General features: G+C 62.1%; 22 protein-coding genes. 15 read left to right on the top strand and 7 right to left on the bottom strand.

All coding sequences use genetic code 11. From position 1 onward, the window contains the following. Positions 1-684: 684 nt before the first annotated feature. A complete protein-coding gene (locus tag QCBJ_RS30065; RefSeq protein ID WP_145994240.1) occupies positions 685-1,098 on the bottom strand; it encodes a hypothetical protein in 414 nt (137 codons plus the stop codon). A 177-nt stretch (positions 1,099-1,275) separates the two neighbouring features. On the opposite strand from QCBJ_RS30065, the gene QCBJ_RS22215 reads away from it, so the two are divergent. The 4 genes from QCBJ_RS22215 (at position 1,276) to QCBJ_RS30845 (ending at position 3,506) form a co-directional block, all read left to right on the top strand. Beyond that, positions 1,276-1,740 carry a hypothetical protein gene (locus tag QCBJ_RS22215; protein ID WP_012722322.1) on the top strand — a complete coding sequence of 155 codons (465 nt, stop codon included), beginning with the start codon at positions 1,276-1,278 and terminating at the stop codon, positions 1,738-1,740. A 14-nt stretch (positions 1,741-1,754) separates the two neighbouring features. After that, positions 1,755-2,567, top strand: coding sequence for an SDR family oxidoreductase (locus tag QCBJ_RS22210; protein ID WP_012722321.1), 813 nt, complete (start codon positions 1,755-1,757; stop codon positions 2,565-2,567). Positions 2,568-2,651: 84 nt separating this feature from the next. Next, the gene (locus tag QCBJ_RS22205; protein WP_064054802.1) at positions 2,652-3,053 is read left to right on the top strand and encodes a hypothetical protein; all 402 of its coding nucleotides are present in this window, start codon (positions 2,652-2,654) and stop codon (positions 3,051-3,053) included. A 105-nt stretch (positions 3,054-3,158) separates the two neighbouring features. Then, positions 3,159-3,506, top strand: coding sequence for a hypothetical protein (locus tag QCBJ_RS30845; protein WP_371916683.1), 348 nt, complete (start codon positions 3,159-3,161; stop codon positions 3,504-3,506). Here the strand turns inward: QCBJ_RS30845 and QCBJ_RS22195 are convergent. From QCBJ_RS22195 to QCBJ_RS22180, 4 genes are read right to left on the bottom strand one after another with little or no spacing between them, the layout of a single operon-like run. Next, positions 3,466-4,329, bottom strand: a complete 864-nt coding sequence (locus tag QCBJ_RS22195; protein WP_102061606.1) for an HlyD family secretion protein — start codon at positions 4,327-4,329, stop codon at positions 3,466-3,468. The genes QCBJ_RS30845 and QCBJ_RS22195 overlap by 41 nt on opposite strands. Before the next feature lie 10 nt (positions 4,330-4,339). Continuing rightward, complete coding sequence (locus QCBJ_RS22190) at positions 4,340-4,540, bottom strand: DUF1656 domain-containing protein (protein ID WP_012722318.1); 201 nt, start codon at positions 4,538-4,540, stop codon at positions 4,340-4,342. Next, a complete protein-coding gene (locus QCBJ_RS22185) occupies positions 4,530-6,707 on the bottom strand; it encodes an FUSC family protein (protein WP_043204810.1) in 2,178 nt (725 codons plus the stop codon). The genes QCBJ_RS22190 and QCBJ_RS22185 overlap by 11 nt, the downstream gene beginning before the upstream one ends. 10 nt (positions 6,708-6,717) lie before the next feature. Further along, entirely contained in the window at positions 6,718-8,229 is a 1,512-nt protein-coding gene (locus QCBJ_RS22180) for an efflux transporter outer membrane subunit (protein ID WP_043204809.1), read from the bottom strand. Positions 8,230-8,411: 182 nt separating this feature from the next. Between QCBJ_RS22180 and QCBJ_RS22175 the strand changes: the two genes are divergently transcribed. From QCBJ_RS22175 to QCBJ_RS22155, 5 genes are all read left to right on the top strand, one after another. After that, on the top strand, positions 8,412-9,380 hold the full coding sequence (locus QCBJ_RS22175) for a LysR family transcriptional regulator (RefSeq protein WP_012722315.1): 969 nt from the start codon (positions 8,412-8,414) through the stop codon (positions 9,378-9,380). Between the two features lie 214 nt (positions 9,381-9,594). Continuing rightward, entirely contained in the window at positions 9,595-10,569 is a 975-nt protein-coding gene (locus tag QCBJ_RS22170; protein ID WP_012722314.1) for a D-glycerate dehydrogenase, read from the top strand. 208 nt (positions 10,570-10,777) lie between these two features. After that, positions 10,778-11,680: a chemotaxis protein CheV gene (locus QCBJ_RS22165; protein ID WP_012722313.1), complete on the top strand. Its 903-nt coding sequence runs from the start codon at positions 10,778-10,780 to the stop codon at positions 11,678-11,680. 3 nt (positions 11,681-11,683) lie between these two features. Then, entirely contained in the window at positions 11,684-12,166 is a 483-nt protein-coding gene (locus QCBJ_RS22160; protein ID WP_012722312.1) for a GNAT family N-acetyltransferase, read from the top strand. Between the two features lie 108 nt (positions 12,167-12,274). After that, positions 12,275-13,018: a YkgJ family cysteine cluster protein gene (locus QCBJ_RS22155; protein WP_012722311.1), complete on the top strand. Its 744-nt coding sequence runs from the start codon at positions 12,275-12,277 to the stop codon at positions 13,016-13,018. Positions 13,019-13,052: 34 nt separating this feature from the next. On the opposite strand, the gene QCBJ_RS22150 is transcribed toward QCBJ_RS22155, so the two are convergent. Further along, positions 13,053-13,823, bottom strand: coding sequence for an ABC transporter substrate-binding protein (locus tag QCBJ_RS22150; RefSeq protein ID WP_102061605.1), 771 nt, complete (start codon positions 13,821-13,823; stop codon positions 13,053-13,055). A 164-nt stretch (positions 13,824-13,987) separates the two neighbouring features. After that, positions 13,988-14,221 (bottom strand): hypothetical protein, encoded by a 234-nt coding sequence (locus tag QCBJ_RS22145; protein WP_102061604.1) that lies wholly within the window; start codon positions 14,219-14,221, stop codon positions 13,988-13,990. Between the two features lie 214 nt (positions 14,222-14,435). Between QCBJ_RS22145 and QCBJ_RS22140 the strand changes: the two genes are divergently transcribed. From QCBJ_RS22140 to QCBJ_RS22115, 6 genes are all read left to right on the top strand, one after another. Further along, positions 14,436-15,602, top strand: a complete 1,167-nt coding sequence (locus QCBJ_RS22140) for an efflux RND transporter periplasmic adaptor subunit (RefSeq protein ID WP_102061603.1) — start codon at positions 14,436-14,438, stop codon at positions 15,600-15,602. Continuing rightward, positions 15,599-18,694, top strand: coding sequence for a multidrug efflux RND transporter permease subunit (locus tag QCBJ_RS22135; RefSeq protein WP_093542140.1), 3,096 nt, complete (start codon positions 15,599-15,601; stop codon positions 18,692-18,694). Before QCBJ_RS22140 ends, QCBJ_RS22135 begins: the two co-directional genes overlap by 4 nt. 26 nt (positions 18,695-18,720) lie before the next feature. Beyond that, positions 18,721-19,413, top strand: coding sequence for a heavy metal response regulator transcription factor (locus tag QCBJ_RS22130; RefSeq protein ID WP_012722306.1), 693 nt, complete (start codon positions 18,721-18,723; stop codon positions 19,411-19,413). Next, positions 19,403-20,767 carry a heavy metal sensor histidine kinase gene (locus QCBJ_RS22125; protein ID WP_046034341.1) on the top strand — a complete coding sequence of 455 codons (1,365 nt, stop codon included), beginning with the start codon at positions 19,403-19,405 and terminating at the stop codon, positions 20,765-20,767. Before QCBJ_RS22130 ends, QCBJ_RS22125 begins: the two co-directional genes overlap by 11 nt. Before the next feature lie 412 nt (positions 20,768-21,179). Further along, a complete protein-coding gene (locus QCBJ_RS22120; RefSeq protein ID WP_093542142.1) occupies positions 21,180-22,502 on the top strand; it encodes an OprD family porin in 1,323 nt (440 codons plus the stop codon). 85 nt (positions 22,503-22,587) lie between these two features. Then, entirely contained in the window at positions 22,588-24,081 is a 1,494-nt protein-coding gene (locus QCBJ_RS22115; RefSeq protein ID WP_102061602.1) for a sensor domain-containing diguanylate cyclase, read from the top strand.

The raw sequence follows: 24,081 nt of genomic DNA, 5'->3' as shown, positions 1-24,081 counted from the left end.
ATAAGTACCGCTACTGTTGCTGCTTGAGCCCGCGCTACTGTATCTGTCCTTGCCAATCTCCTCAGCCGCCCTGCCTCCCCAGACCAAGGCCCCGCCCAATAGCTTCCCGGTAACTCCACCGCTGTTGACCAGCCTCTTTCCGATGCCCTGCGCCATTGAACCGCCCAGGGTGATAACAGCCCCTTTCGTCTTTTCCTTGTCCTCAGGTTTGATATTAAGCGCGGTAGGCATGCGCGCACTGACGTGGTTGCTGACACCCTGCATCAGCGTTTGCCGCAAGTTCGTGAGCCCCATACCTTGCATGCGGGGCAAAGACGACGCGGCGCCTCCTTCGTATTGCGCTGGGTTGATGGATACTTGCGCGGTAGGCGCAGGTGCGGAGGCGGGTGCTACGAAAGCAGTCTGCGTAGGGGCAAGGGTATTTGAAACCGTCATAGGGCATCTCACTTCATAAGAATACGGTCGGATTCCTTCATAGTTCAGCGTGCGTTTCCATGCTCAAACTCTGTGGGAAAATATTCCAAACCGGTTCCTGTATGAAGGAAATAAACACCTGCCCTGCAGGATCAGGTTCGGCGGCATTCTCTGCGCAATTCAGGCAATATCCCGTTGGAGACCATTGCGCAGCAACACCGCAGACCTGTCCTTTTCACGGGATGACCTTGCAGGCTTTATGAAGCACCGTTAATGAGCTCCGGCTTTATCAAATTTATCCGCACCGTACGACTGGGCAACTTTACCCCCCACCACCATGGCTATGCCCAAGGCTTTAGAAAGAGAGCCACCACCGGAAGCCATTTTTTGCCCAGCCTCCTGGGCTACCATGCCGCCCATGGCAATACCAAACCCCTTGGCATGCTTGGCAGTCATACCGCTATCGCGTAGTTCCGTTGAAGGCGCTTGCAACAGGGTCTGCCCCAGGTTTGTAAGCTTGTGATTCTGCATCCGGCCAGGCGGACGTGAACTCGGTTCTACGTTCTTGTGTGTGGACGCGCCAGCATCGTTCGGCGTTGGTGCTCGCTGAGCAGTGATGAGAGAGGTCACCACCGAGGCGAGGGCTGAGGTGACCGCGGGCGCAAGAAGGGCTGCGATAGTCATTATTCATCTCACTTGATCAGACTGCGTTGATATCGTCCTGGATAAACCGTATTTCCCTATGTTGGCTCTGTGGAAAAAACGCGTTGTTAGGTTCCTCGTAAAGGAAAACCGATCCTGCGATAGGCATCCAGGCCATCGCGCGAGTAGGATGTTTTATCCGCATATGAGACTGTCACCATGTTCTTTGGCGTTCTACTGATCATCACTTGGCTGATCCTGCTACTGCGCTACCCGGCCAGAGCCTTGCCCGTGTCGCTGGCCGCCGCTGTCGGCCTCGGGCTCATAGCGATCTGGGTGGTGTGGCTGGATAACCGCGAAGCCTCACAACTGGCCCGCCTGGAACTGCGCATCACCTACGCCCCAGAAGAATGCCCGGCCGACCGCCCACTCAAACTGACCCTGAACAACGGCAACGACGTGCCCCTCACCGAGCTGCGTTGGCGCGTCGCCGCCTATGCGCCGGGCGACACAGTCAACCTCGCCGACAACGTCTACGCTGCCCCACGCTACCGCGGCCCAGGTGAGTTGCAGGCCGGCGCCACCTGGGACGATTGCCTGCCCACACCGCCTTTACGCCCCGGCTACCGCCCGCAAACCCTGGAATTTCGTGCCGAGCACCTGCAAGGCAGTTTCTCGGACTGACAAAGGACTGACCCATGCCCAACGTACTCATCACCGGTTGCTCCAGCGGTATCGGCCGCGCCCTCGCCGATGCCTTCAAGACCGCCGGCTACGACGTGTGGGCCAGCGCTCGCCGTGCGGAAGATGTCGCCGGTTTGTCCGCCGCAGGCTTTAACGCCGTGCAATTGGACGTCAACGACAGCGCCGCCCTGCAACGGCTCGCCGAACAACTGGGCGAACTGGATGTGCTGGTCAACAACGCCGGCTATGGCGCCATGGGGCCGTTGCTGGACGGCGGCACCGAGGCGATGCAGCGCCAATTCGAGACCAATGTGTTTTCCATCGTCGGCGTGACCCAGGCGCTGTTCCCTGCCCTGCGTCGCAACAAAGGGTTGGTGGTCAACATCGGCAGCGTTTCCGGCGTGCTGGTGACACCGTTTGCTGGCGCGTACTGCGCCTCCAAAGCCGCTGTGCATGCGTTGAGCGATGCATTGCGCATGGAACTGGCGCCCTTTGGCGTGAGCGTCATGGAAGTGCAACCCGGCGCCATCAACACCCACTTCGCCAAAAACGCCGGCGCCCAGGCCGAACTGTTGATCAATGAACAATCGCCGTGGTGGCCGTTGCGCGACGGCATTCGTGCGCGCAGCCAGGCCTCTCAAGACAAGCCGACCCCGGCCAGCGTGTTTGCAGCGGATGTGCTCAAGGCCGTCCAGCAACCTCAGGCGCCGCGCCTGCTACGTTCGGGCAATGGCAGTCGGGCGTTGCCATTGATGGCGGCATTGTTGCCCAAGGGGTTGTTGGAGAAGGTGTTGAAGAAACGCTTTGGGCTGACCGGTTCGCTCTAACCCTTCATTCCAGTCAATAACCCCCCTGCACTTTCAGCGGCAAATACCAAGCCTCTGCCATACCCCTGCCAGCGAGCCTCACTGATGATTGACTACAGCGATTTTTTTGAAGAAGTGATCCAGACCCACGTCGAGATCGAGCAATGGTTTGCCGGCGTTGCACCCGAAGGCACCTTGCAAAACCTGCTTGCCCGTTTCTCGCCGGCGTTCAGCATGATCGCTCCCGCTACCGGCACACGGGTCAATGCGGCCGGGGTGAATGCGCTGTTCACGCGTTTGGGTGGCATGCGCCCGGGGTTGAAAATCACCTTGAGCGAGATGGCCGGGATTGACCGACATGCGCGTGGCGCCACGGTGACTTACCGCGAGCATCAGATCGACGACAGCGGCACCCGGACGGACCGCCGCGCCACGGTGATCTTTGAGAAGCAGGCCAGCGGCGCACTGCTGTGGCGCCACCTGCATGAGACGTTTATCGCGCCATGAAATAACCATCAGGCCGGTTCCTACATAAAACAGCGAACGGCCTGACATCACGCCAAGGAAACTATCCGCAGGCTCTTTCACCTCTGTCTACTCACAGGTGAAAGGATGCCAAGCGATTTCCTGCGAAGCGGTGTGCCAGATGCGCACACCACGACTCGCCAGCGACTGACCCGTCTGCTGGACCTGCCCAAGCTCTATCGAACCATTGACGCCGACCCGGCCATCGTCGGGGCCGGTGTGGTGCACATAGGCAGTAATTATCAGGTGACGGTGCTACGCGAGTTCGTGCCGCTGTGCAGCATCAAGCCCAAGCGGGTGATTCTGAGGGAGATGGCGGGGCCGATACGTCAGTATCTTGCAGGTCAAACGCCGTCGCAAAGCCAGAGCCAAAACGATATTCCAGTAACCGACCTCAATCTTTCGACAACTCCCGCACAATCACGGTGCAGGTAATGCCCGCCGCCAACAACACACCCTCCGGCACCGCATCAATGTGAATCCGCACCGGCACCCGCTGGGCCAGGCGCACCCAGTTGAAGGTCGGGTTCACATCGGCGATCAGCTCGCGGCTCTCGGGGTTGTCGCGGTCGTAGATACCGCGCGCGATGCTTTCTACGTGGCCCTTCAGCGTCTCGCCGCTCATCAACTGCATATCGGCTGGGTCACCGACTTTCACATGGGGCAATTTGGTTTCTTCGAAAAAGCCGTAAACCCAGAATGAGTTCATGTCCACCACCGCCATCTTGGCTTCGCCGATACGTGCGTAGTCGCCTCGATGCACGTTGAGGTTGGTGACATAACCATCCACCGCTGCCACCACGTGCGTGCGTTTCAAGTTGAGTTCGGCCGCCTCCAATTGCGCCAGCGCGTGCTGATAATCCGCCAGCGCCGAGTCGGCGATATTGCTGGCGTCGTCGCGGTTTTCCTTGGAGATCACCAGCGCATCGAGGTCAGCACGTCGATGGGCGTTGACCTTGCGCATTTCCCAGGTGGCTTTGCGGGAGGCCACGAGGGATTGCGCCTGCTTGACGGCAATGCGGTAGTGCTCAGGGTCGATCTGCATCAGCAGGTCGCCCTTTTTCACCCGTTGGTTGTCGCGTACCGGCACGTCGACCACTTCGCCGGTGACGTCGGCGGCTACGTTGATGATGTCGGCGCGTACGCGGCCGTCGCGGGTCCAGGGCGTTTCCATGTAGTGCACCCACAACGTGCGGCCAATCCAGATCGCCAAGGCCAGTACCAGTAAGGTCGCGAGCAGGCTGAAAAACTTTTTCATCGGGGCATTCTCAACGGTAAACGGTCAGCGCCAGGGCGCCGAACAGGCAAACGAACAGGCTCAGGCGCAGCAACGCCGGGTGCCAGAAAAAACGGTACAGGTCGAACCCGGCCAGGAAGCGGTCCAGGGCCCAGGCCAACACTGCGGCGATCAAAAACATCAGCGTCATGGTCGGCATGTAGACGCCGTGGAAGGCGATTTCACGAGGCATGCGTGGCTCCTTTGAGGGCCGCCAGGGGTGATTGCGGGTCGAGCAACGAGGTGCGGATAAAGTGCAGGTAACTCTTCACCCGGCGCAGCGCCGAGGTGTCGAAGTGCGGGGCGAAAGGTTCGTCGGTGGCCTGCACGCGGCTGATCGCATGGTCGACGGCAATCAAGCCACGCTCCAGGTTGCTGGCGCTGGGTTGCAGGAATAGCCGCACCAGCGAACGGCCCATCACCCGGATCGCCTGGCGCCAGGGCTGGGATTCGGCGTACGCCGGGTGCACCGGCAAAATCGCCTGCTCCTTGCGCAGCTCGATGATCGCGTGGCCGACTTCCAGCACCACAAACATCCAACGCAGCAAGTCGCGCTGTACCTGCGGCTGGCCGACCGCGAGGCCGTAGGCCTGGTGCAGCAGGTCGCGGGTGCGGCTTTCAAAACTTGAAGCCAGGCCCTTGAGCTTGCCGCTGATCGCATACACCACCTGCTCACGCAGGTCCTGCTCCAACCGGCGCCACAGCCAGCGGCTGTTGGGCGGCAGGATGATCGCACCCGCCGCCGCGCACACCAGCATGCCGATGACCATGGCGATGTAGTCGTTGATAAAGGTGTAGGGGTTGTAGACCGTGAGGTTGTCCGGCACCGAACCGGTGCTGAAAAAGATCAGCAGGCCGACGCCGACACCCGCGTATTGCGGCCGCGAGGCGAGGAACGCGCCACAGATGATCACCGGGGCGAGCATCACGCACAGCAGCGGGAAGCCGTCGATCCAGGGGAACACGAAGAACATTTCGATAAAGCCCACCAGCGCGCCGATCAAGGTGCCGCAGGCCATCTGGAAGGCCATGCGCTTGGGGTTGGGCGTCGCGGCGGACAGGCCGACAGTCGCGGCGGCGATCAAGGTCATGGTCGCGCCGCTGGGCCAGGCGGTGGCCACCCAATAACTGCCGAGCACGATCAGGATGAAAGACGCGCGAATCCCCGAGGCGGCGCAGGCCAGCCAGTTGGTTTTGGGGATAAAGGTTTCGTCCCACTGCTCGCGCGCATGGCTGTGGTCGGCCAGGGAAGCGTGGGTTTGCGCGTAGTTGTGCAGGTCATCGACGAAGCGATACAGCAGTTCGTAGGCCGTGTGGAAATCCAGTTGCTCGGCTTCGGTGGGATCTGCTTCCTGGAAGGCCGCACGCAGGCTGCGGACCTTGGCCGGCAGACCATCCTTGTAGGCGCTCAGCGCGTTGACCAGGCGCGCCGCGTCGGGGCTGGTGAGCGCGCGACCGGAAAAGCCGTCGAGCACTTCGGCAAGGTCTTGCAGGCCGGGTTTGATCGCCGCCACCACATGGTCCGCCTCGTCCGTGCGCAGCCGTTCAAGCAACTGGTGCAAGGCATTGAAGCGCGTGGTGATGCTCATGAATTCGCTGTTGAGGCGACTGAGCCGACCATTGCGCCGCCGCATATGCGGGTCTTCAAACACCGTGACACTGCGCAGCCCTTCCAGGCCCACGGCTTCGGCGATAAAGCGCACGTTGCTCGCCTCGAACCCTTCACGCTGGCTGCGCCCGCGCAGGCCATCGGTGACGAACAGCGCGAACACGCCAAAGCGTTGGTACAAGGCGTTGCGCATCGCAGCGCTGCTGGTTTGCGGCAGGATCGCGGCGCTGACCAGGGTGGCGCACAGAATCCCCAAGGAGATTTCCAGCACCCGCCACACCGCCGCCATAAAGGCGCCATCCGGATGCGCCAGGGCCGGCAGGCCGACCATCGCCGCGGTATAGCCGGCCAGCACGAAGCCATAGGCGCGGAAGTTGCGGTTGCGCGTCGCGCCGGCGGTGCAGATGCCGACCCAGATCGCCAGCGCGCCAAGGAACAACTCGGTGTTCTGCGCAAACAAGGCGATCAACAGCACCATCACCGCCGACCCCGCCAGGGTGCCGAGGAAACGATAGAAGCTCTTGGCAAACACCTGGCCGCTCTGCGGTTGCATCACGATAAACACCGTGATCATCGCCGTGCGCGGCTGCGGCAGTTCCAGGCGCATGGCCAACCACAGCGTGAGGAAGGCAGCGACCAGCACCTTGAAGATATACACCCAGGTCACGCCGTCGCTGCGTGCCCAGTCGAAAAAACCACGGCGCCACTCAAGGGAATGCAGCCAGCGCAGCGGTGCAGGCAAGGAAGTCATCAAATCCTACTCAGTGATCGAATACGGCAAGTGCCGCCGGGGTCTTACTCGGGAGGATCTGGGCGGGTGGCGGTACATCGTTGCCGGCATCGAGCCCCCCGCCCAAGGCCGTGACCAGTTCAGCGTGGGCGCTCAAGCGAGCGGCCTGTACCTGTTGCTCCACCTGCTGCTGGCGGAACAGCAAGGTCTGGGCGTTCAGCACATTGAGGTAATCCGTGAGGCCGCGCTGGTAGGCGATCATCGCGATGTCGTAGGTCTTTTGCGCCGAGGCCACCGACTGCGCGGCGAAGACAGATTGCTTGTCCATCGATTCGCGGCGGATCAACTGATCGCTGATGCCCTTGAGGGCATTGACCAGGGTCTGGTTGTACCGGGCGACGGCGATGTCATAACCGGCGCTGGCTTCGCCCAGCTCCGCACGCAGGCGGCCACCGTCGAAGATCGGCAAGGTGATCGCCGGACCGACGTTATAGTTGAATTTCTTGCCCGCCAGGAACGCCAGCATACCGCCGCCGGTGGCCATGTAGCCGAGGCTGCCGACCAGGTCGACGTTGGGGTAGAAACCGGCGTGGACGACATCGATGCCACGGGCCTGGGCCGCGACTTGCCAGCGGCTGGCGACCACATCCGGGCGTTGGCCGAGCAATTGCGCGGGCAGGCTCGACGGCAATTTCAACGGTGCGGCCAACGACAGCGTAGGACGTTGCAATTGCGCCCCCGCCCCCGGACCTTTGCCCGCCAACGCTGCCAGTTGGTTACGGCTCAGGGCGATTTCTTCGTCCAGGGCGTCCAGTTGACGATGGGTTTCCGGCAGCGGCGTTTCGGCCTGGCTGACGTCAAAATGGGTGCCCAGCCCGGCGTTCAGGCGCTTATGGGCCAGGTCGAGGATCTGCTGCTGCTGCGCCAGCGTGGCCGCGACGATATCGCGGTTGGCGTAGTGCAACGACAGCTGGATATAGGCGCGGACCACGTTGTTCTGCAATTCGAGCTGGGCCTGGCGCGCTTCGGCGACGCTCATGTGCGCCAGGTCGACGGCACGTTCGGTGGCATTGCTTTCACGGCCCCACAGGTCGAGGGCATAGCTCAGGCCCAGGGAAGCATTGTTGTCCCAGGTGTTGGCACCGCTCAGTTCGCCGGGGCCATAGAACTGATCCTTGGGCCAGTTGTGGCGCTTGAGGGCGGTGTCGCTGTTGATCTGCAACGACTCGGCCGACTCGGCGATCCCGGCCATGGCCCGCGCCTCCCGCACCCGAGCGGCGGCCATGGCCATGCTTGGGCTGTGTTGGGTCGCGAGGTCGACCCAGCGGTTCAATTGCGGGTCACCATAGGCTTGCCACCAGTGCGCGGTGGGCCAGTGGGCGTCCTGGGCGGCGCTCTGGATCGCTTCGTCGGTGGCCAGTGTGCTGGCGTTGAGGGACTGGCCTTGGGGGGCGATTCCTCCGGTTCCGATGCAGCCGCTGATTGCTAACGATAAAGCCCAGACACTGAGAGCCTTCAACTCTCTGTTGATGCGACGCGGCACTGCTGCGAATTCCTGAGGTGGTGGTGCGGGGAGAGGTGGCGCAATTCTAGGGGGCGGCATGGGGAACGATAAGCTGGCATTCCTGTGAATCTTTGTTACCGTTCAGGCGATAATCCGTTGGTAGGGATCACTGGACGGCGTAACTTTCTGTCACAATTTGCTATCTCCCCTGAGAACACTCCATGGACACTTTGCAAAACATGCGCGCCTTCAGTTGCGTGGCCGAGGCAGGCAGCTTCACCGCCGCCGCCGTGCAACTGGATACCACCACTGCCAACGTCTCGCGCGCGGTCTCCAACCTTGAGGCCCATCTGCAAACCCGCTTGTTGAACCGAACGACACGACGCATCGCGCTGACCGAAGCCGGCAAACGCTATTTGCTGCGCTGTGAGCAGATCCTCGCCTACGTCGAGGAAGCCGAGGCGGAGGCCAGCGACGCCCATGCACGCCCTGCCGGGCAGCTGAAAGTGCACACCATGACCGGTATCGGCCAGCATTTCGTCATCGACGCCATCGCCCGCTATCGCCGCACCCACCCGGACGTCACCTTCGACCTGACCCTGGCCAACCGTGTGCCGGACTTGCTCGATGAGGGCTACGACGTGTCCATCGTGCTGGCCAGCGAACTGCCGGACTCGGGCTTCGTGTCCCAGCGCCTGGGCATCACCTACAGCATTGCCTGTGCCTCGCCGGACTACGTCAAGGCCAAGGGCTGCGCCCATCGCCCCCATGACTTGCTCAACCACGCCTGCCTGCGCCTGGTCAGCCCAGTGATCCAGCTCGACAAGTGGACCTTCAACGGCCCCGAAGGCCAGGAAAGCGTGGCGATCAACACCTCGCCCTTCCTGGTGAACTCGGCCGATGCGATGAAAACCGCGATCACCAGCGGCATGGGCATCGGCCTGCTGCCGGTGTACGCCGCGATCGAAGGCCTGCGCAACGGCACCCTGGTGCGGGTGATGCCCAACTACCGCTCCCAGGAGTTGAACCTGTACGCCATCTACCCGTCGCGCCAGTACCTGGATGCGAAGATCAAGACGTGGGTGGAATACCTGCGTGGCTCGCTGCCGGAGATCCTGGCGGCGCACCAGGCGGAGCTGGTGGCGTATGAGTTGAGCGGCAGCCTCAGCGGCGCGCGCCTGGCGAACTGAGTGCTACCAGACGAGTCAGGTCAACGGTGGGAGGGGGCTTGCTCCCGATAGCAATAGGTCAGTCACCCAATGAATTGACTGATCCACCGCTATCGGGAGCAAGCCCCCTCCCACATTTGCACCCTGCCCACTTTAGGCCTGAGGCGTCCTGACAATTGTCGGCAGGAATGTTAGCGTGCTTGGCATTCTTCCGTAGTCGATGAGCCCGCCTGCAATGAAAAAGACTGTCCTCGCTTTCAGCCGCGTCACCCCGGAAATGATCGAACGCCTGCAACAGGATTTCGAGGTGATCGCGCCCAATCCCAAGCTGGGCGACATCAACGCGCAATTCAATGAAGCCCTGCCCCACGCGCACGGCCTGATCGGCGTGGGTCGCAAGCTGGGCCGCGAGCAGTTGCAAGGCGCGAGCAAGCTGGAAGTGGTGTCCAGCGTGTCGGTGGGCTACGACAACTATGACGTGGCGTACTTCAACGAACGCGGGATCATGCTCACCAACACCCCCGACGTCCTCACCGAAAGCACCGCCGACCTGGCCTTTGCCCTGCTGATGAGCAGCGCACGCCGTGTGGCCGAGCTGGACGCCTGGACCAAAGCCGGCCAGTGGAAAGCCAGCGTCGGCGCGCCGTTGTTCGGTTGCGATGTGCATGGCAAGACGCTGGGCATCGTCGGCATGGGCAACATCGGCGCGGCCGTGGCCCGGCGTGGACGGTTGGGTTTCAATATGCCGATCCTCTACAGCGGCAACAGCCGCAAGCCGGCGCTGGAGCAGGAACTGGGCGCGCAATTGCGTAGCCTGGATGAACTGCTGGCCGAGGCGGATTTCGTCTGCCTGGTGGTGCCGTTGAGCGACAAGACCCGTCACCTGATCAGCACCCGCGAGCTGGGGCTGATGAAGTCCAGCGCGATCCTGATCAACATTTCTCGTGGCCCGGTGGTCGACGAACCGGCGCTGATCGACGCCCTGCAAAGCCAGCGCATCCGTGGCGCGGGGCTGGATGTGTATGAACAGGAGCCGTTGGCCGAGTCACCGCTGTTCCAGCTGAGCAACGCCGTGACCCTGCCGCACATCGGCTCGGCCACCCACGAAACCCGTGAAGCCATGGCCAACCGCGCCCTCGACAACCTGCGCAGCGCGCTGCTGGGCCAGCGTCCGCAGGACCTGGTGAACCCGCAGGTGTGGAAGGGCTGACCCATACCCCTTGTGGAATGGGGCTTGTGTGGGAGCCGGCTTGCCTGCGATAGCATCACCCCGGTGCAACTGAAAGACCGAGGTGCCTGCATCGCAGGCAAGCCAGCTCCCACACACACCCATCCCGACACAAAATCCGGTTAAAGCCTGGCCTCCCCAAGTCGATAACCCTCTATAGATCGTCATCCCTGATCCACAGAAGGTTTTTATGTCCACCACCAAAGCCCGCGCAGACTCACTCTCGCTTCTGCTCTTTACCTTGCGCAGTGGCAAGCTGATGGCGATCAACCTGCTGAAAGTCAGCGAAATCATCCCATGCCCGCCGCTGACCAAGCTGCCGGAGTCCCACCCGCACGTCAAAGGCATCGCCACCCTGCGCGGTAACTCGCTGGCGGTGATCGACCTGAGCCGCGCCCTGGGGGAAATGCCGCTGGCAGACCCGGACGGCGGCTGCCTGATCGTCACCGATGTGAGCCGCTCCAAGCAGGGTTTGCATGTGCAGGCGGTGAGCAAGATCGTGCATTGCCTGACCACCGACATCCGCCCGCCGCCCTATGGCTCCGGCGGTAACCGCGCGTTTATTACCGGGGTCACCCAGGTAGAAGGCGGCCTGGTGCAGGTGCTGGATATCGAAAAAGTCATCCACGGCATCGCGCCGGCACCGATTGAAGCGGCGCCGACCGACCTGACCATGGAAGAGGCCGAAGTGCTCGGCAACGCGCGCATCCTGGTGGTGGACGACAGCCAGGTCGCCCTGCAACAGTCCGTGCACACCCTGCGCAACCTCGGCCTCACCTGCCACACCGCGCGCAGCGCCAAGGAAGCCATCGACGTGCTGCTGGAACTGCAAGGCACCGCCGAGCAGATCAACGTGGTGGTGTCGGACATCGAGATGTCGGAAATGGACGGCTACGCCCTCACCCGCACCTTGCGCGAAACCCCCGACTTCCAGCACCTTTATGTGTTGCTGCACACCTCCTTGGACAGCGCGATGAACAGCGAAAAGGCACGACTGGCGGGTGCCGACTCGGTACTGACCAAATTCTCGTCGCCTGAGCTGACCAAGTGCCTAGTGATCGCCGCCCAGACCGTGGCACAGAAAGGCCTGTAACCGGTGACCGAGTATTACCAGCTGTTGCGCCGCGACCTCACCGGCAGCCTGCCCGCCCCCCAGTGGCCGGCCGGTACGCAGTTGGATCATTACCGCGACGACCTGGCCCCGGCGATTCATGCTGTGTTGCGCCTCGCTCAGGACCAGGGCGGCGGTCGTGTGCCCAACCTGGAAACCTGGCAGCAGCGGTTCACCACCGATGCCGAGTTCGACCCCACACTGTGCCTGGTAGCGAGCAACGACGAAGGCGTTCTCGCCGTGGCGCAGTGCTGGACCAGCGCCTTCATCAAGCACCTCTGCGTTCACCCCTGCGCCCAGGGCCAGGGATTGGGCCGCGCGTTGCTGCTGCACAGCTTCCAGGCGTTCAAGCAGCGCGGCGAGCCCTATGTGGACCTTAAGGTGCGGGAGAGCAACCTGCGTGCCCGGCAGTTGTATGAAAGCGCGGGCATGCGATTTGTCCTGCGCGATGCAGTGCCCGAGGGCTGACAGGCACTGGCGTATAACTTGCTTCCAGAGAGCTGAAACGGTGAACAGAGGTAAAAACCTGTCACTGTTCCTGCGTGCCCTCTGACCTAGCCTGGTGACAGATCCGCCATGAATACTCGATTTTCCTGCGTCGGTTGCGGCAAATGCTGCACCGACCATCACGTGCCCCTGACCCTCGACGAGGCCCGCCAGTGGGCGGCGGACGGCGGCAATGTCATCGTTCTGGCGGAGGGTTTCCTGGGCAATGGCCTGGGCCTGCCCGAGCAGCAACGCGAACATGCCGAACGCCGTTCGGTGGTCGTGCCCAGTGGCACTACCGAAGCGTTTGTGGCAATCACCTTTGCCGCCTACAACGCCGGACGCTGCCGGAATCTTGACGAAGACAACCTGTGCCGCATCTATGAGCGTCGGCCGTTGGTGTGCCGCATCTACCCGATGGAGATCAACCCGCATATCCCGCTGAACCCCGCCGCCAAGGATTGCCCGCCGGAATCCTGGGAGCAGGGCCCGGCGCTGATCGTCGGCGGTGAGTTGATGGACCAGGAATTGGCGCAGTTGATCCAACGCTCACGCCAGGCCGACCGCGATGACGTGCAGACCAAAGAGGCGGTGTGCGCCCTGCTGGGCATTCGCACCACGGCGCTCAAGGGTGATGGGTTTACCGCTTACCTGCCGGACATGGGCCTGTTTGCCCAGGCGATTGAGCTGGCGCTGGCTCAACCGTCCGTGGCCAATGAGTGGGTGTTCCATGTATCGGGGATGGACATTGCCGAACAGGTGCTGGATGCCGGGGCGCAGATTGCGACCGAGGTGCCGGCCAACTATGCGTTTATCCCTCTGCGGGCGGCGTAGGGCTGACTGGCCGCTTCGCGAGCACATCGAGCCATCACGGCACCTCCAGACGATAAGGCGCAAGGATCCGCTGGTACTCACCATTGTGTTTAAGCTGTTCGAGGGCGCGGTTAAGTTCGGTACGCAACGCCGTATCGGTGGTGCGCAGCCCGATTGCCACGCCGTGGCCCAGCAACTCGGCGGAAACGGCGGGGCCGAGGAAGTCGAAATCCTGGCCCGCCGGGGTGTCGAGCAACGCGTCGCGGATTTCCACGGTGCCCTGCAGGGTCGCATCGATGTCGCCTGCCACCAGGCTGCGGACCAGTTCGTCGTTGAGCCAGAAGCGCTTGATGATCACGCCCTTGGGCGCCCATTGCGACCGGGCAAAGGCTTCGCGATTACTCCCCAGCAATACGCCGACGCGCTTGCCCTTGAGCGACGCTGGCGTCGGCATCAGCCCGGAGGATCGGCGCGCGACCAGGCGCGTGGTGAAGGGATAGAGGTTATCGGTGAAGCTCACCCAGCGCTGACGCTGAGGCGTGGGGGCAATGCCGATGATTGCATCGAATTGCAGGGCATCAAGGTCTTTGAAGTTTTCGACCAGCACCTGGTCGACCCAGGTACAGCGCACATTCAGTTGCTGGCAAAGGGCGTTGCCCAGCTCGATATTCAGACCGACCAACTGCCCTTGCGGGTTGCGGCTCTGGAAGGGGGGAAAGTGCGCGGCAACGGCAAAGCGGATTTCGCGCCGAGGTTGATCAATGCCAGCAACGGCATCGACCGCGAGCAACAGGACAAGCGCTACACAGAGGTGTATCGGGGCCACAGGAAACGTCCTTTTCCGGAAAGAGCGCCCTTGACTCCGCCCCGGTAAAAAATCGGAGCAGAGCGCAAGCTGTGCAAGCTTTCAAGAAACGATCGCAGGCCCACAAGCAGAAATATCAACGGACGCTGTAGGCAACATCCTGCAAATATTACAGCTGATTATTCTTAACGTTTACCCATGGAACGGCGAGTTCCCGGTGGCGCCATGCCCGGGCTCTTGGTATGGCCGTTCTTGGCGCCGTTCTTGTACCAGGGCTGGGCGGCATTTTTGGCCCCGGCCAGTTCACCCGGCTTGAAGGGAAACTTGAACACCGGGATCTCGGTTTTTTCAACGCCGTCGGCGCTGGCCGGATCGACGAGGTCGGTCGCTTCAACAGGGGGTTGTGTCGGGGAAGTCATGAAAGCTCCGGAGCGTGCAAAAAATGACGCGGGACCGGCTTGCGGGCCTCGCTGGCGCGCAGTATACCTGCCCGCCTTGGATCTTTAACCACCGCCTGTACGAATGGTCGACCTTTACTGACAGCGCTGTCAGTTAGCAGTCACTTTGCTGACCGGGTTGACGGGCTATAAAGGCTCCACTTTCCTCCAATCCTTTGCCCTGGCGCCTCACCCCATGCAAATTCAACGAAAAACCGCCCTGATCGTGGGTGTCCTCGTGGTGTTGGCGATTGCAGCCTGGGCATTGACCCGCCCGGCCAAGAGCAAACTGGCGGCGCCCACTGCGATTCCGGTGCGGGTGGTGAGCGTGGCGCAGCAGGATGTTCCGCGTTTTGTCAGTGGGATCGGCACCGTGTTGTCCTTGCACAGCGTGGTCATACGCCCGCAAGTGGACGGCATTCTCACCCAATTGCTGGTCAAGGAAGGCCAACGCGTCAAGGCCGGCGACCTGCTGGCGAGCATCGATGACCGTTCGATCCGTGCCAGCCTCGACCAGGCCAAGGCGCAACTGGGCGAGAGCCAGGCCCAGTTGCAGGTGGCGCTGGTCAACCTCAAGCGCTACAAGGCGTTGAGCGTCGACGATGGCGTGTCCAAGCAGACCTATGACCAGCAACAAGCCCTGGTCAACCAGCTCAAGGCCACCGTCCAAGGCAACCAGGCCGCGATCGATTCGGCTCAAGTGCAACTGTCCTACACCCAGATTCGCTCGCCGGTCAGCGGTCGCGTGGGTATTCGCACCGTGGACGAAGGTAACTTCCTGCGCACAAGCGATGCCCAGGGCCTGTTCTCGGTCACCCAGATCGACCCGATTGCCGTCGAGTTCTCCCTGCCGCAGCAGATGCTGCCCACCCTGCAAGGCCTGATCGCGGCGCCCACAAAGGCCAGCGTCGATGCCTATATGGGCGCCGACACCGACGGCCAGACCGGCGACCTGCTCGGCGAAGGCCACTTGAGCCTGATCGACAACCAGATCAGTTCCACCACCGGCACCCTGCGTGCCAAGGCTGAATTCAGCAACGCCTCGCAACGCCTGTGGCCGGGGCAATTGGTGACCATCAAGATTCAGACCGCCCTCGACAAAAACGCGCTGGTGGTGCCGTCGACGGTGGTGCAACGCGGCCTGGATTCGCACTTTGTGTACCGGGTCAACGGTGACAAGGTCGACGTGGTGCCGGTGCAGGTCACCTACCAAGACAGCGACGTGAACATCATCAAGGGCGTGCAGGCCGGCGATGTGCTGGTCAGTGACGGCCAGTCGCGGCTCAAGGCCGGGGCCCAGGTGGAGGTGCTCAAGGAGCCGCCGCAGGTGATCCAGACCGTCGACGCCAAGGTGCAGCCATGAGCGGCAGCCGCTCGCCGTCGGCCTGGTGCGTCGACCACCCGGTCGCCACCCTGCTGCTGACTTTCGCCCTGGTGCTGCTCGGGATGATTGCCTTCCCGCGCCTGGCCATCGCCCCACTGCCGGAAGCGGAATTTCCGACGATCCAGGTCAGCGCCACCCTGCCCGGCGCCAGCCCGGACACCATGGCCTCATCCGTGGCCACGCCGTTGGAGGTGCAATTCAGCGCCATCCCCGGCATGACCCAGATGACCTCCAGCAGCGCCTTGGGCTCCAGCCTCCTGACCCTGCAATTTACCCTCAACAAGAGCATCGACACCGCCGCGCAAGAAGTGCAGGCGGCGATCAATACTGCGTCCGGCAAGCTGCCCAGCGATATGCCGAGCCTGCCGACCTGGAAGAAGGTCAACCCGGCGGACAGCCCGGTGCTGATCCTCAGCGTCAGTTCCGACAGCATGCCCAGTACCGAGCTGAGCGACTACGTGGAAACCCTGCTGGCCCGGCAGATCAGCCAGATCGACGGCGTCGGCCAGATCAACATCACCGGCCAACAACGCCCGGCGATCCGCGTACAGGCCTCCCCCGACAAACTGGCTGCCATCGGCTTGACCCTGGCCGATATCCGCCTGGCCATCCAGCAATCGAGCCTCAACCTGGCCAAGGGCGCGATCTACGGCGAAAACAGCGTGTCGACCCTGTCGACCAACGACCAGTTGTTCCTCCCCGAGGATTACGCGCAGTTGATTGTGTCCTACAAGGATGGCGCGCCGGTTCAACTGCGCGATATCGCCAAGGTCATCAACGGTTCGGAAAACGCCTACGTGCAGGCTTGGTCCGGCGACACGCCGGGGGTCAACCTGGTGATCTCGCGCCAGCCCGGCGCGAATATCGTCGAGACCGTGGACCGTATTCAAGCCGAGCTGCCGCGCCTGCAAGGCATGCTGCCAGCCTCGGTGCAGGTCAGCGTGTTGACCGACCGCACCAAGACCATTCGCGCATCGCTGCATGAAGTCGAAGTGACCCTGCTGATCGCGATCCTGCTGGTGGTGGCGGTGATGGCGCTGTTCCTGCGCCAGTTGTCGGCGACGCTGATTGTGTCCAGCGTGCTCGGTGTGTCACTGGTGGCCAGCTTTGCCCTGATGTACCTGATGGGTTTCAGCCTGAACAACCTGACCCTGGTGGCGATCGTGATCTCCGTAGGGTTTGTGGTGGACGATGCGATCGTTGTGGTGGAGAACATTCACCGTCACTTGGAAGCCGGGCTGGGCCAACGCGAAGCGGCGATCAAGGGCGCCGGCGAGATTGGTTTTACCGTGGTGTCCATCAGCTTCTCGCTGGTGGCGGCGTTTATCCCGCTGCTGTTCATGGGGGGTGTGGTCGGGCGGTTGTTCAAGGAATTTGCACTGACCGCCACCTCGACCATCCTGATTTCGGTGGTGGTCTCGCTGACGCTGGCACCGACATTGGCCGCGCTGTTCATGCGTGCGCCGACCCACCCCGCCCATGACAAACCCGGCTTCAGCGAGCGCCTGCTGGCCGGTTACGCGCGCAACCTGCGCCGTGCCCTGGCCCATCAACGCAGCATGGCGGCGATCTTCCTGGTGACCCTGGCCCTGGCCGTGGTTGGCTACGTGTTCATCCCCAAGGGTTTCTTCCCGGTGCAAGACACCGGTTTTGTGCTCGGCACCAGCGAAGCGGCGGCCGATGTGTCGTACCCCGACATGGTCGCCAAGCACAAGGCGCTGGCCGAGATCGTCAAGGACGACCCGGCGGTGCAAGCGTTTTCTCACTCGGTAGGCGTGACCGGCAGCAACCAGACCATCGCCAACGGCCGCTTCTGGATCGCGCTGAAGGATCGCGGTGATCGCGATGTGTCCGCCAGCCAGTTTATCGACCGCATCCGGCCGAAACTGGCCAAGGTGCCGGGCATCGTGCTGTACCTGCGCGCCGGCCAGGACATCAACTTGAGTTCGGGCCCCAGCCGCGCCCAGTACCAATACGTGCTCAAGAGCAACGACGGCCCGACGCTGAACACCTGGACCCAGCGCCTCACCGAAAAACTGCGCGCCAACCCGGCGTTTCGCGACCTGTCCAACGACCTGCAATTGGGCGGCAGCATCACCCACATCAGCATCGACCGTCAGGCCGCCGCACGTTTCGGCCTGACCGCCACCGATGTCGACCAGGCGCTGTACGACGCCTTCGGCCAACGGCAGATCAACGAATTCCAGACCGAGATCAACCAGTACCAGGTGGTGCTGGAACTGGACACTCAACAACGCGGCAAAGCCGAAAGCCTGAATTACTTCTACCTGCGTTCGCCGCTGACCAACGAGATGGTGCCGCTGTCGGCACTGGCCAAGGTCGATCCACCGACGGTAGGGCCCTTGTCCATCAGCCATGACGGCATGTTCCCGGCGGCCAACCTGTCGTTCAACCTGGCGCCCGGCGTGGCGCTGGGCGATGCGGTGATCATGCTCAACCAGGCCAAGAACGAAATCGGCATGCCCACCACCATCATCGGCAACTTCCAGGGCGCGGCCCAGGCGTTCCAGAGTTCGTTGGCCAGCCAGCCGTGGCTGATCCTGGCGGCGCTGGTGGCGGTCTACATCATCCTCGGTGTGCTGTATGAGAGTTTTGTGCACCCGCTGACGATCATTTCCACCTTGCCATCTGCTGGGTTGGGCGCACTGATCATGCTGTCGCTGATGGGCCAGGACTTTTCGATCATGGCGCTGATCGGCCTGGTGCTGCTGATCGGGATCGTCAAGAAGAACGGCATCCTGATGATCGACTTTGCCCTGGACGCCCAGCGCGTCAGGGGCCTGTCGCCGGAGGATGCGATCTATGAAGCCTGCGTCACGCGGTTCCGGCCGATCATCATGACCACCCTCGCCGCCCTGCTCGGCGCCGTGCCGCTGATGCTCGGCGCCGGCCCCGGCGCGGAAATGCGCCAGCCGCTGGGTATCGCGGTCGTCGGCGGACTGCTGGTGAGCCAGGCGCTGACGCTGTTCACTACGCCGGTCATATACTTGTACCTGGAGAAGTTTTTCCACCGGCCCACACCGACGCCTGCGTTGGCAACCACAGATTGAGGCCCGGCCCTGGAGCAAAAAGGCTCATGCGCGTCCTGATTATTGAAGATGAAGAAAAAACCGCAGACTACCTGCATCGCGGCCTGACGGAGCAAGGCTATACCGTCGACGTGGCCCGTGAAGGCGTCGAAGGCCTGCACCTGGCCCTGGAAAACGATTACGCGGTGATCGTGCTCGACGTGATGCTGCCCGGCCTCGATGGCTTTGGCGTACTGCGCGCCTTGCGTGCGCGCAAGCAGACGCCGGTGATCATGCTCACCGCCCGCGAGCGCGTCGAAGACCGTATCCGTGGTTTGCGCGAAGGCGCCGACGATTACCTGGGCAAGCCGTTTTCCTTCCTGGAGCTGGTGGCACGCCTGCAGGCCCTGACCCGCCGCAGCGGCGGTCATGAGCCGGTGCAGGTGACGGTCGCCGATTTGTGGATCGACCTGATCAGCCGCAAGGCCAGCCGTAACGGCGTGCGCCTGGACCTCACCGCCAAGGAGTTCTCGCTGCTCAGCGTGTTGGCGCGGCGCCAGGGCGAGATCCTGTCCAAGACCGCGATTGCGGAAATGGTCTGGGACATCAATTTCGACAGCGACGCCAACGTGGTGGAAGTCGCGATCAAGCGCCTGCGCGCCAAGCTCGACGGGCCATTCGAACAGAAACTGCTGCACACCATCCGTGGCATGGGGTATGTGCTGGAGAGTCGCCTGGTGGAGACCCCAAGTGGTGGCTAACTCAATTGCGCTGCGCCTGAGCGGCATGTTCACCCTGGTGGCGCTGCTGATCTTCCTATTGATCGGCGGCGTGTTGTATCAGCAGGTGGACCGGGGCCTGGGCTTGTTGCCGGGGGCCGAGTTGGATGCCCGTTACAGCGTGCTCGAATCCTCGGTGAATCGCTTCGGCACACCGGACCATTGGCAGAAGATCAAGGCCAAGCTCAAGCTGTTGGGTGAGGAAGACAAGCGCATTCGTTTCTGGGTGGTGAGCAGCGATCCGACCTACGAATACGGAGAGCCCGATGCGCAGATCCGCGCCTTCGCCGAAGGACAAACCGGCAAGCGCGACTTGCATCTGCCGGGCTACAAACATCCCTTCAAGGCACTGGTGAGCCAGTTCCCGGCCAAGGATCAACGCCCGCCGCTGCGCTTTATGATCGCCATCGACACCGAGAACTTCCGCGCCACCCAGCACCATCTGCTGGTGGCGTTGATCAGTCTGGCACTGGTGGGCGTGGTGCTGGCCTCGCTGCTGGGGTTCTGGGTGGCGCGCATCGGTCTCAAGCCGCTGATCAAGCTGTCGGAGGAAGCCCGCAAACTCGCCCCGCCGAAACTCTCCGGGCGCCTGCAGCTGTCGCCGCTGCCACCGGAGTTGAACCAGTTCGTCAACTCGTTCAACGCCACCCTCGACCGCGTGGAGCAGGCCTATTCGCGCCTGGAATCCTTCAACGCCGACGTGGCCCACGAACTGCGTTCGCCGCTGACCAATCTCATCGGCCAGACCCAGGTCGCGCTGACCCGCGGGCGCTCGGCCGAGCATTACTTCGAGGTGCTGCAATCGAACCTCGAAGAGCTGGAGCGCCTGCGTTCGATCATCAACGATATGCTGTTCCTCGCCAGCGCCGACCAGGGCAGCAAGGCCACCAAACTGATCGAAAGCTCCCTGGCCGACGAAGTGGCGACCACCCTCGACTACTTGGACTTCATCCTCGAAGACGCCCAGGTGCAGGTACAGGTGCATGGCGATGCCCAGGTGCAGATCGAAAAGGCCCACCTGCGCCGTGCGCTGATCAACCTGCTGAGCAACGCGGTGCAGCACACCGAGCCGGGGCAAGTCATCGTGGTGAATATCGAAGTGCAGGAACATCAGGTGGCAATCGGTGTGACCAACCCCGGCGATGTGATTGCCAGCGAACACCTGCCGCGCCTGTTCGAGCGCTTTTATCGGGTGGACGCGTCACGCAGCAACAGCGGCGCCAACCATGGCCTGGGGCTGGCCATCGTCAAGGCAATTGCCTTGATGCACGGCGGTGATGTGTTCGTGCGCAGCGACAGTCGTGGCAATACCTTTGGCATCACCCTGCCAACCTAATTCCTGAAACCACCACGACCCACTGTGGGAGGTGGCTTGCTCCCGATAGCGATAGATCAGCCAGAACATCGGTGACTGACACACCGTCATCGGGAGCAAGCCCCCGCCCACACTGGGATCGCAGTGCACCCGTCATCGAGGCCGCCGTCCCAACTGTTGCGGTTTGGGCAACAGTCATTATCTTGTTACACTCTGTACCGTACCGCTCGCCTGCGTTAAGTTGACGCATCGATGAGCGCGACGGCAAAGGCAGCCTCCCGCTTACCCGAATTTCCCTCGACTTATTTCCAGGGCTCTACACTGGGAATCTGTCTTAAAGCCGCTGACTTCAGCGGCTTTTTTTTGCCGTAAAAAAGGCCAGGCATCCCCCCACGACATTGGCCGTTTCCGTTTGACCAAAGGAGCTACACCGGTGAAGAACTCGCTGACGTTCACCCCGTTATTCCTCGCGATTGCAGCAACGATCGTCCCTCTTGCCCACGCGGCAGACACCACCCCCGCCGACGGTTTCGTCGAAGGCGCCCACCTCAACATCAACACCCGTAACTACTACATGAACCGCGACCGTCGCGACATCCACACCGATGACAGCAAGGAATGGGGCCAGGGTTTCATCGGCCTCTTCGAATCCGGCTACACCCAGGGCACCGTCGGTTTCGGCCTGGACGCCCATGCCATGCTCGGCCTCAAGCTCGATGGCGGTGGCGGCACGGACGGCTCCAGCATCCTTCCGTACGGCAGCGGCAACGGTAAGGCGCCCGGCTCGTTCTCGACGGCGGGCGGCACCTTGAAAATGCGCGCGTTCGATACCGAGTTGAGGGCCGGCGACCTGTTCCTCAATAACCCGGTGATCGCCGGCGGCGCGACCCGCATGTTGCCGCAGACCTTCCGTGGCGTGAGCCTGACCAACCACAGCCTCGACGGCTGGATGTTCGAAGGCGGCCAAGCCAGCTTCACCAAGCTCTACAACCAGAGCGGCCACCGTCGTATCGGCACCAGCTACGGCGCGCTGCCCAACACGGCTGACAGCCAGCATATGAACTGGGCCGGTGTGTCGTTCAGCGGTATCGACGGGTTGACCAGCAACCTCTATGCCTCCGAGCTCAAGGACGTGTGGAACCAGTACTACTACGACCTGGACTACACCTATGTGGTCAACGAGATGATCAGTCTCAACCCCGGTCTGCACTACTACCACACCCAGGACACCGGGCAGTCGCTGCTGGGTGATATCGACAACAACACCTACAGCCTGCACTTCACCGTGGACGTCGGCCACCACAGCGTCACCGCCGCGTACCAGCGGGTCAACGGCAACACACCGTTCGACTACATCGCGCAAGGTGACAGCGTGTACCTGGACAACTCCCAGCAATATTCGGACTTCAACGGCCCCAATGAGCGTTCGTGGAAACTCAAGTACGCCTATAACTTCGGCGGTTTAGGCCTGCCCGGCCTGACCTCGGCGGTGTCCTATATCAGCGGCAAGACCGACCTGACCAAGGTCGACCCGCAAAGCCGTGGCTACAGCGCCTGGTACAGCGCCGACGGCAAGGACGCCAAGCATTGGGAGCGGGATATCGACCTGAAATACGTGGTACAGGGGGGCAAGGCCAAAGACCTGGCGGTGCGCCTGCAATGGGCGGTCAACCGCGGCAGCAACGGCTACTCGGCGGTGGATCGGGACGTGGATGAGTACCGGGTGATCGTCGACTATCCGATCAACGTGTTTTAAGGCGCAATCTTTCTTTTTAACCACCCATTTAATTTTCATCGGGTAGAACTAAACTGCCAGCATCCACACCGCTGAAGTCTGCCCGATGAGTCAACGCCGTGTTCGTACCGCACCTGCACACCCCGAGCTCCTGTTGATTCTGGGCAGTGGCCTCACTGTTGTTCTGATTGTGATCATTGTCGCGGCGTTACTGATCCGCGAACACGCCAGCACCCTGCAGGCCGCTACCCGTTCAACCACCAACATTGCCCAACTGATTAATGCCGATGCGCTGCGTAACGTCGAGCTGTACGACTTGGCGCTCAATGGATTGATTGCAGCCACCCAGCGCGAGGACTTATCGCAAGTCGCCGCCAATATCCAGCACTTGGTCCAGTTTGACTTATCCACAGCGGCGCCCTTCAAGGGCGAAGTCCTGTTGCTGGACGCCAATGGCAATGTGATCGCGGACTCCTCCACGCTGCGGCCTTCAGCCCGTAATTTTTCCAATCGCGATTATTTCCAGGCGCATACCCAGGACGCGAACGTCGGCCTGTTTATCAGCCGCCCGTTCAAGATCCATTGCGACTGCGACCAGGTCTGGCGCATGGCATTCAGTCGCCGGGTGTCGGGACCCAATGGCGAATTCGCCGGGGTCGCGGTCGCGACGATGCGCCTGGCGTATTTCGACCAGCTCTTCAACACCCTCACGATCGGCAACGGCAGCAGCGTTAACCTGCTGAACAAAAAAGGCATTCTGCTGGCGCAGCAGCCACTGCTTGAACGCGACATGATCGACAAGGACCTGAGCACGCGGCCCAATTTCAAGAGAATGCTGCATGAGGGCATCGGCAGCTTCCAGGCCATCTCAGCCATCAGCGGCAAGGAGCGCTTGTACACCTTCACGACTGTCGGAGAACTGCCGCTGATCGTGGTAGTGGCACTGTCCAGCGAGGACGTGTTCGCTCCCTGGAAACGCGCCGCACTGCTGACCAGTGGCGCCACCGGTTTTCTGTGTATGGGTTTGTTGTGGTTGACCTGGATGCTGCGCCGGGAACTGCGGCGTCGTTTTCGCGCTGAACGCGTCCTGTCAGAACTGGCAGCCACCGACGCGCTGACCGGCCTGGCCAACCGGCGCGTGTTGGATGAACGCCTACGCCTGGAATGGGACCGCGCTCAGCGCTCAACTGACCCCCTGACGGTGTTGATGATCGACGTGGACCACTTCAAGGCCTTCAACGACCGCCATGGCCATCAAGGCGGTGATGAGGCGTTGCGTACGGTGGCGCAGGTCATCGGCGCCAACATCCGCCGCCCTGCCGACCTGGCTGCACGCTATGGGGGTGAGGAGTTTGCGGTGGTGCTTCCCTTGACCGATACCCGGGGCGCATGGGTGATTGCCGAACATATCCGCAGCGCTGTCGAACACTTGCCGCGGGTAACGGGGAGCGAGCGGCCGATTACGGTGAGCATCGGCATGAGTACCTGGGATAAACGCAGTCGCCTATCGCTGGAGGCGTTGCTGTTGAGTGCGGACCAGGCGTTGTACGAGGCCAAGCACACAGGGCGTAATCGGATTGTGGATGCGAGCACCCTGTAA

Origin of the sequence: Pseudomonas sp. QC2 (assembly GCF_002859085.1) — a bacterium.
Classification (GTDB): Bacteria; Pseudomonadota; Gammaproteobacteria; order Pseudomonadales; family Pseudomonadaceae; genus Aquipseudomonas; species Aquipseudomonas petroselini.
Note: the sequence above shows the minus strand (reverse complement) of the source record. Positions and strands in the feature narration are given on the sequence as shown.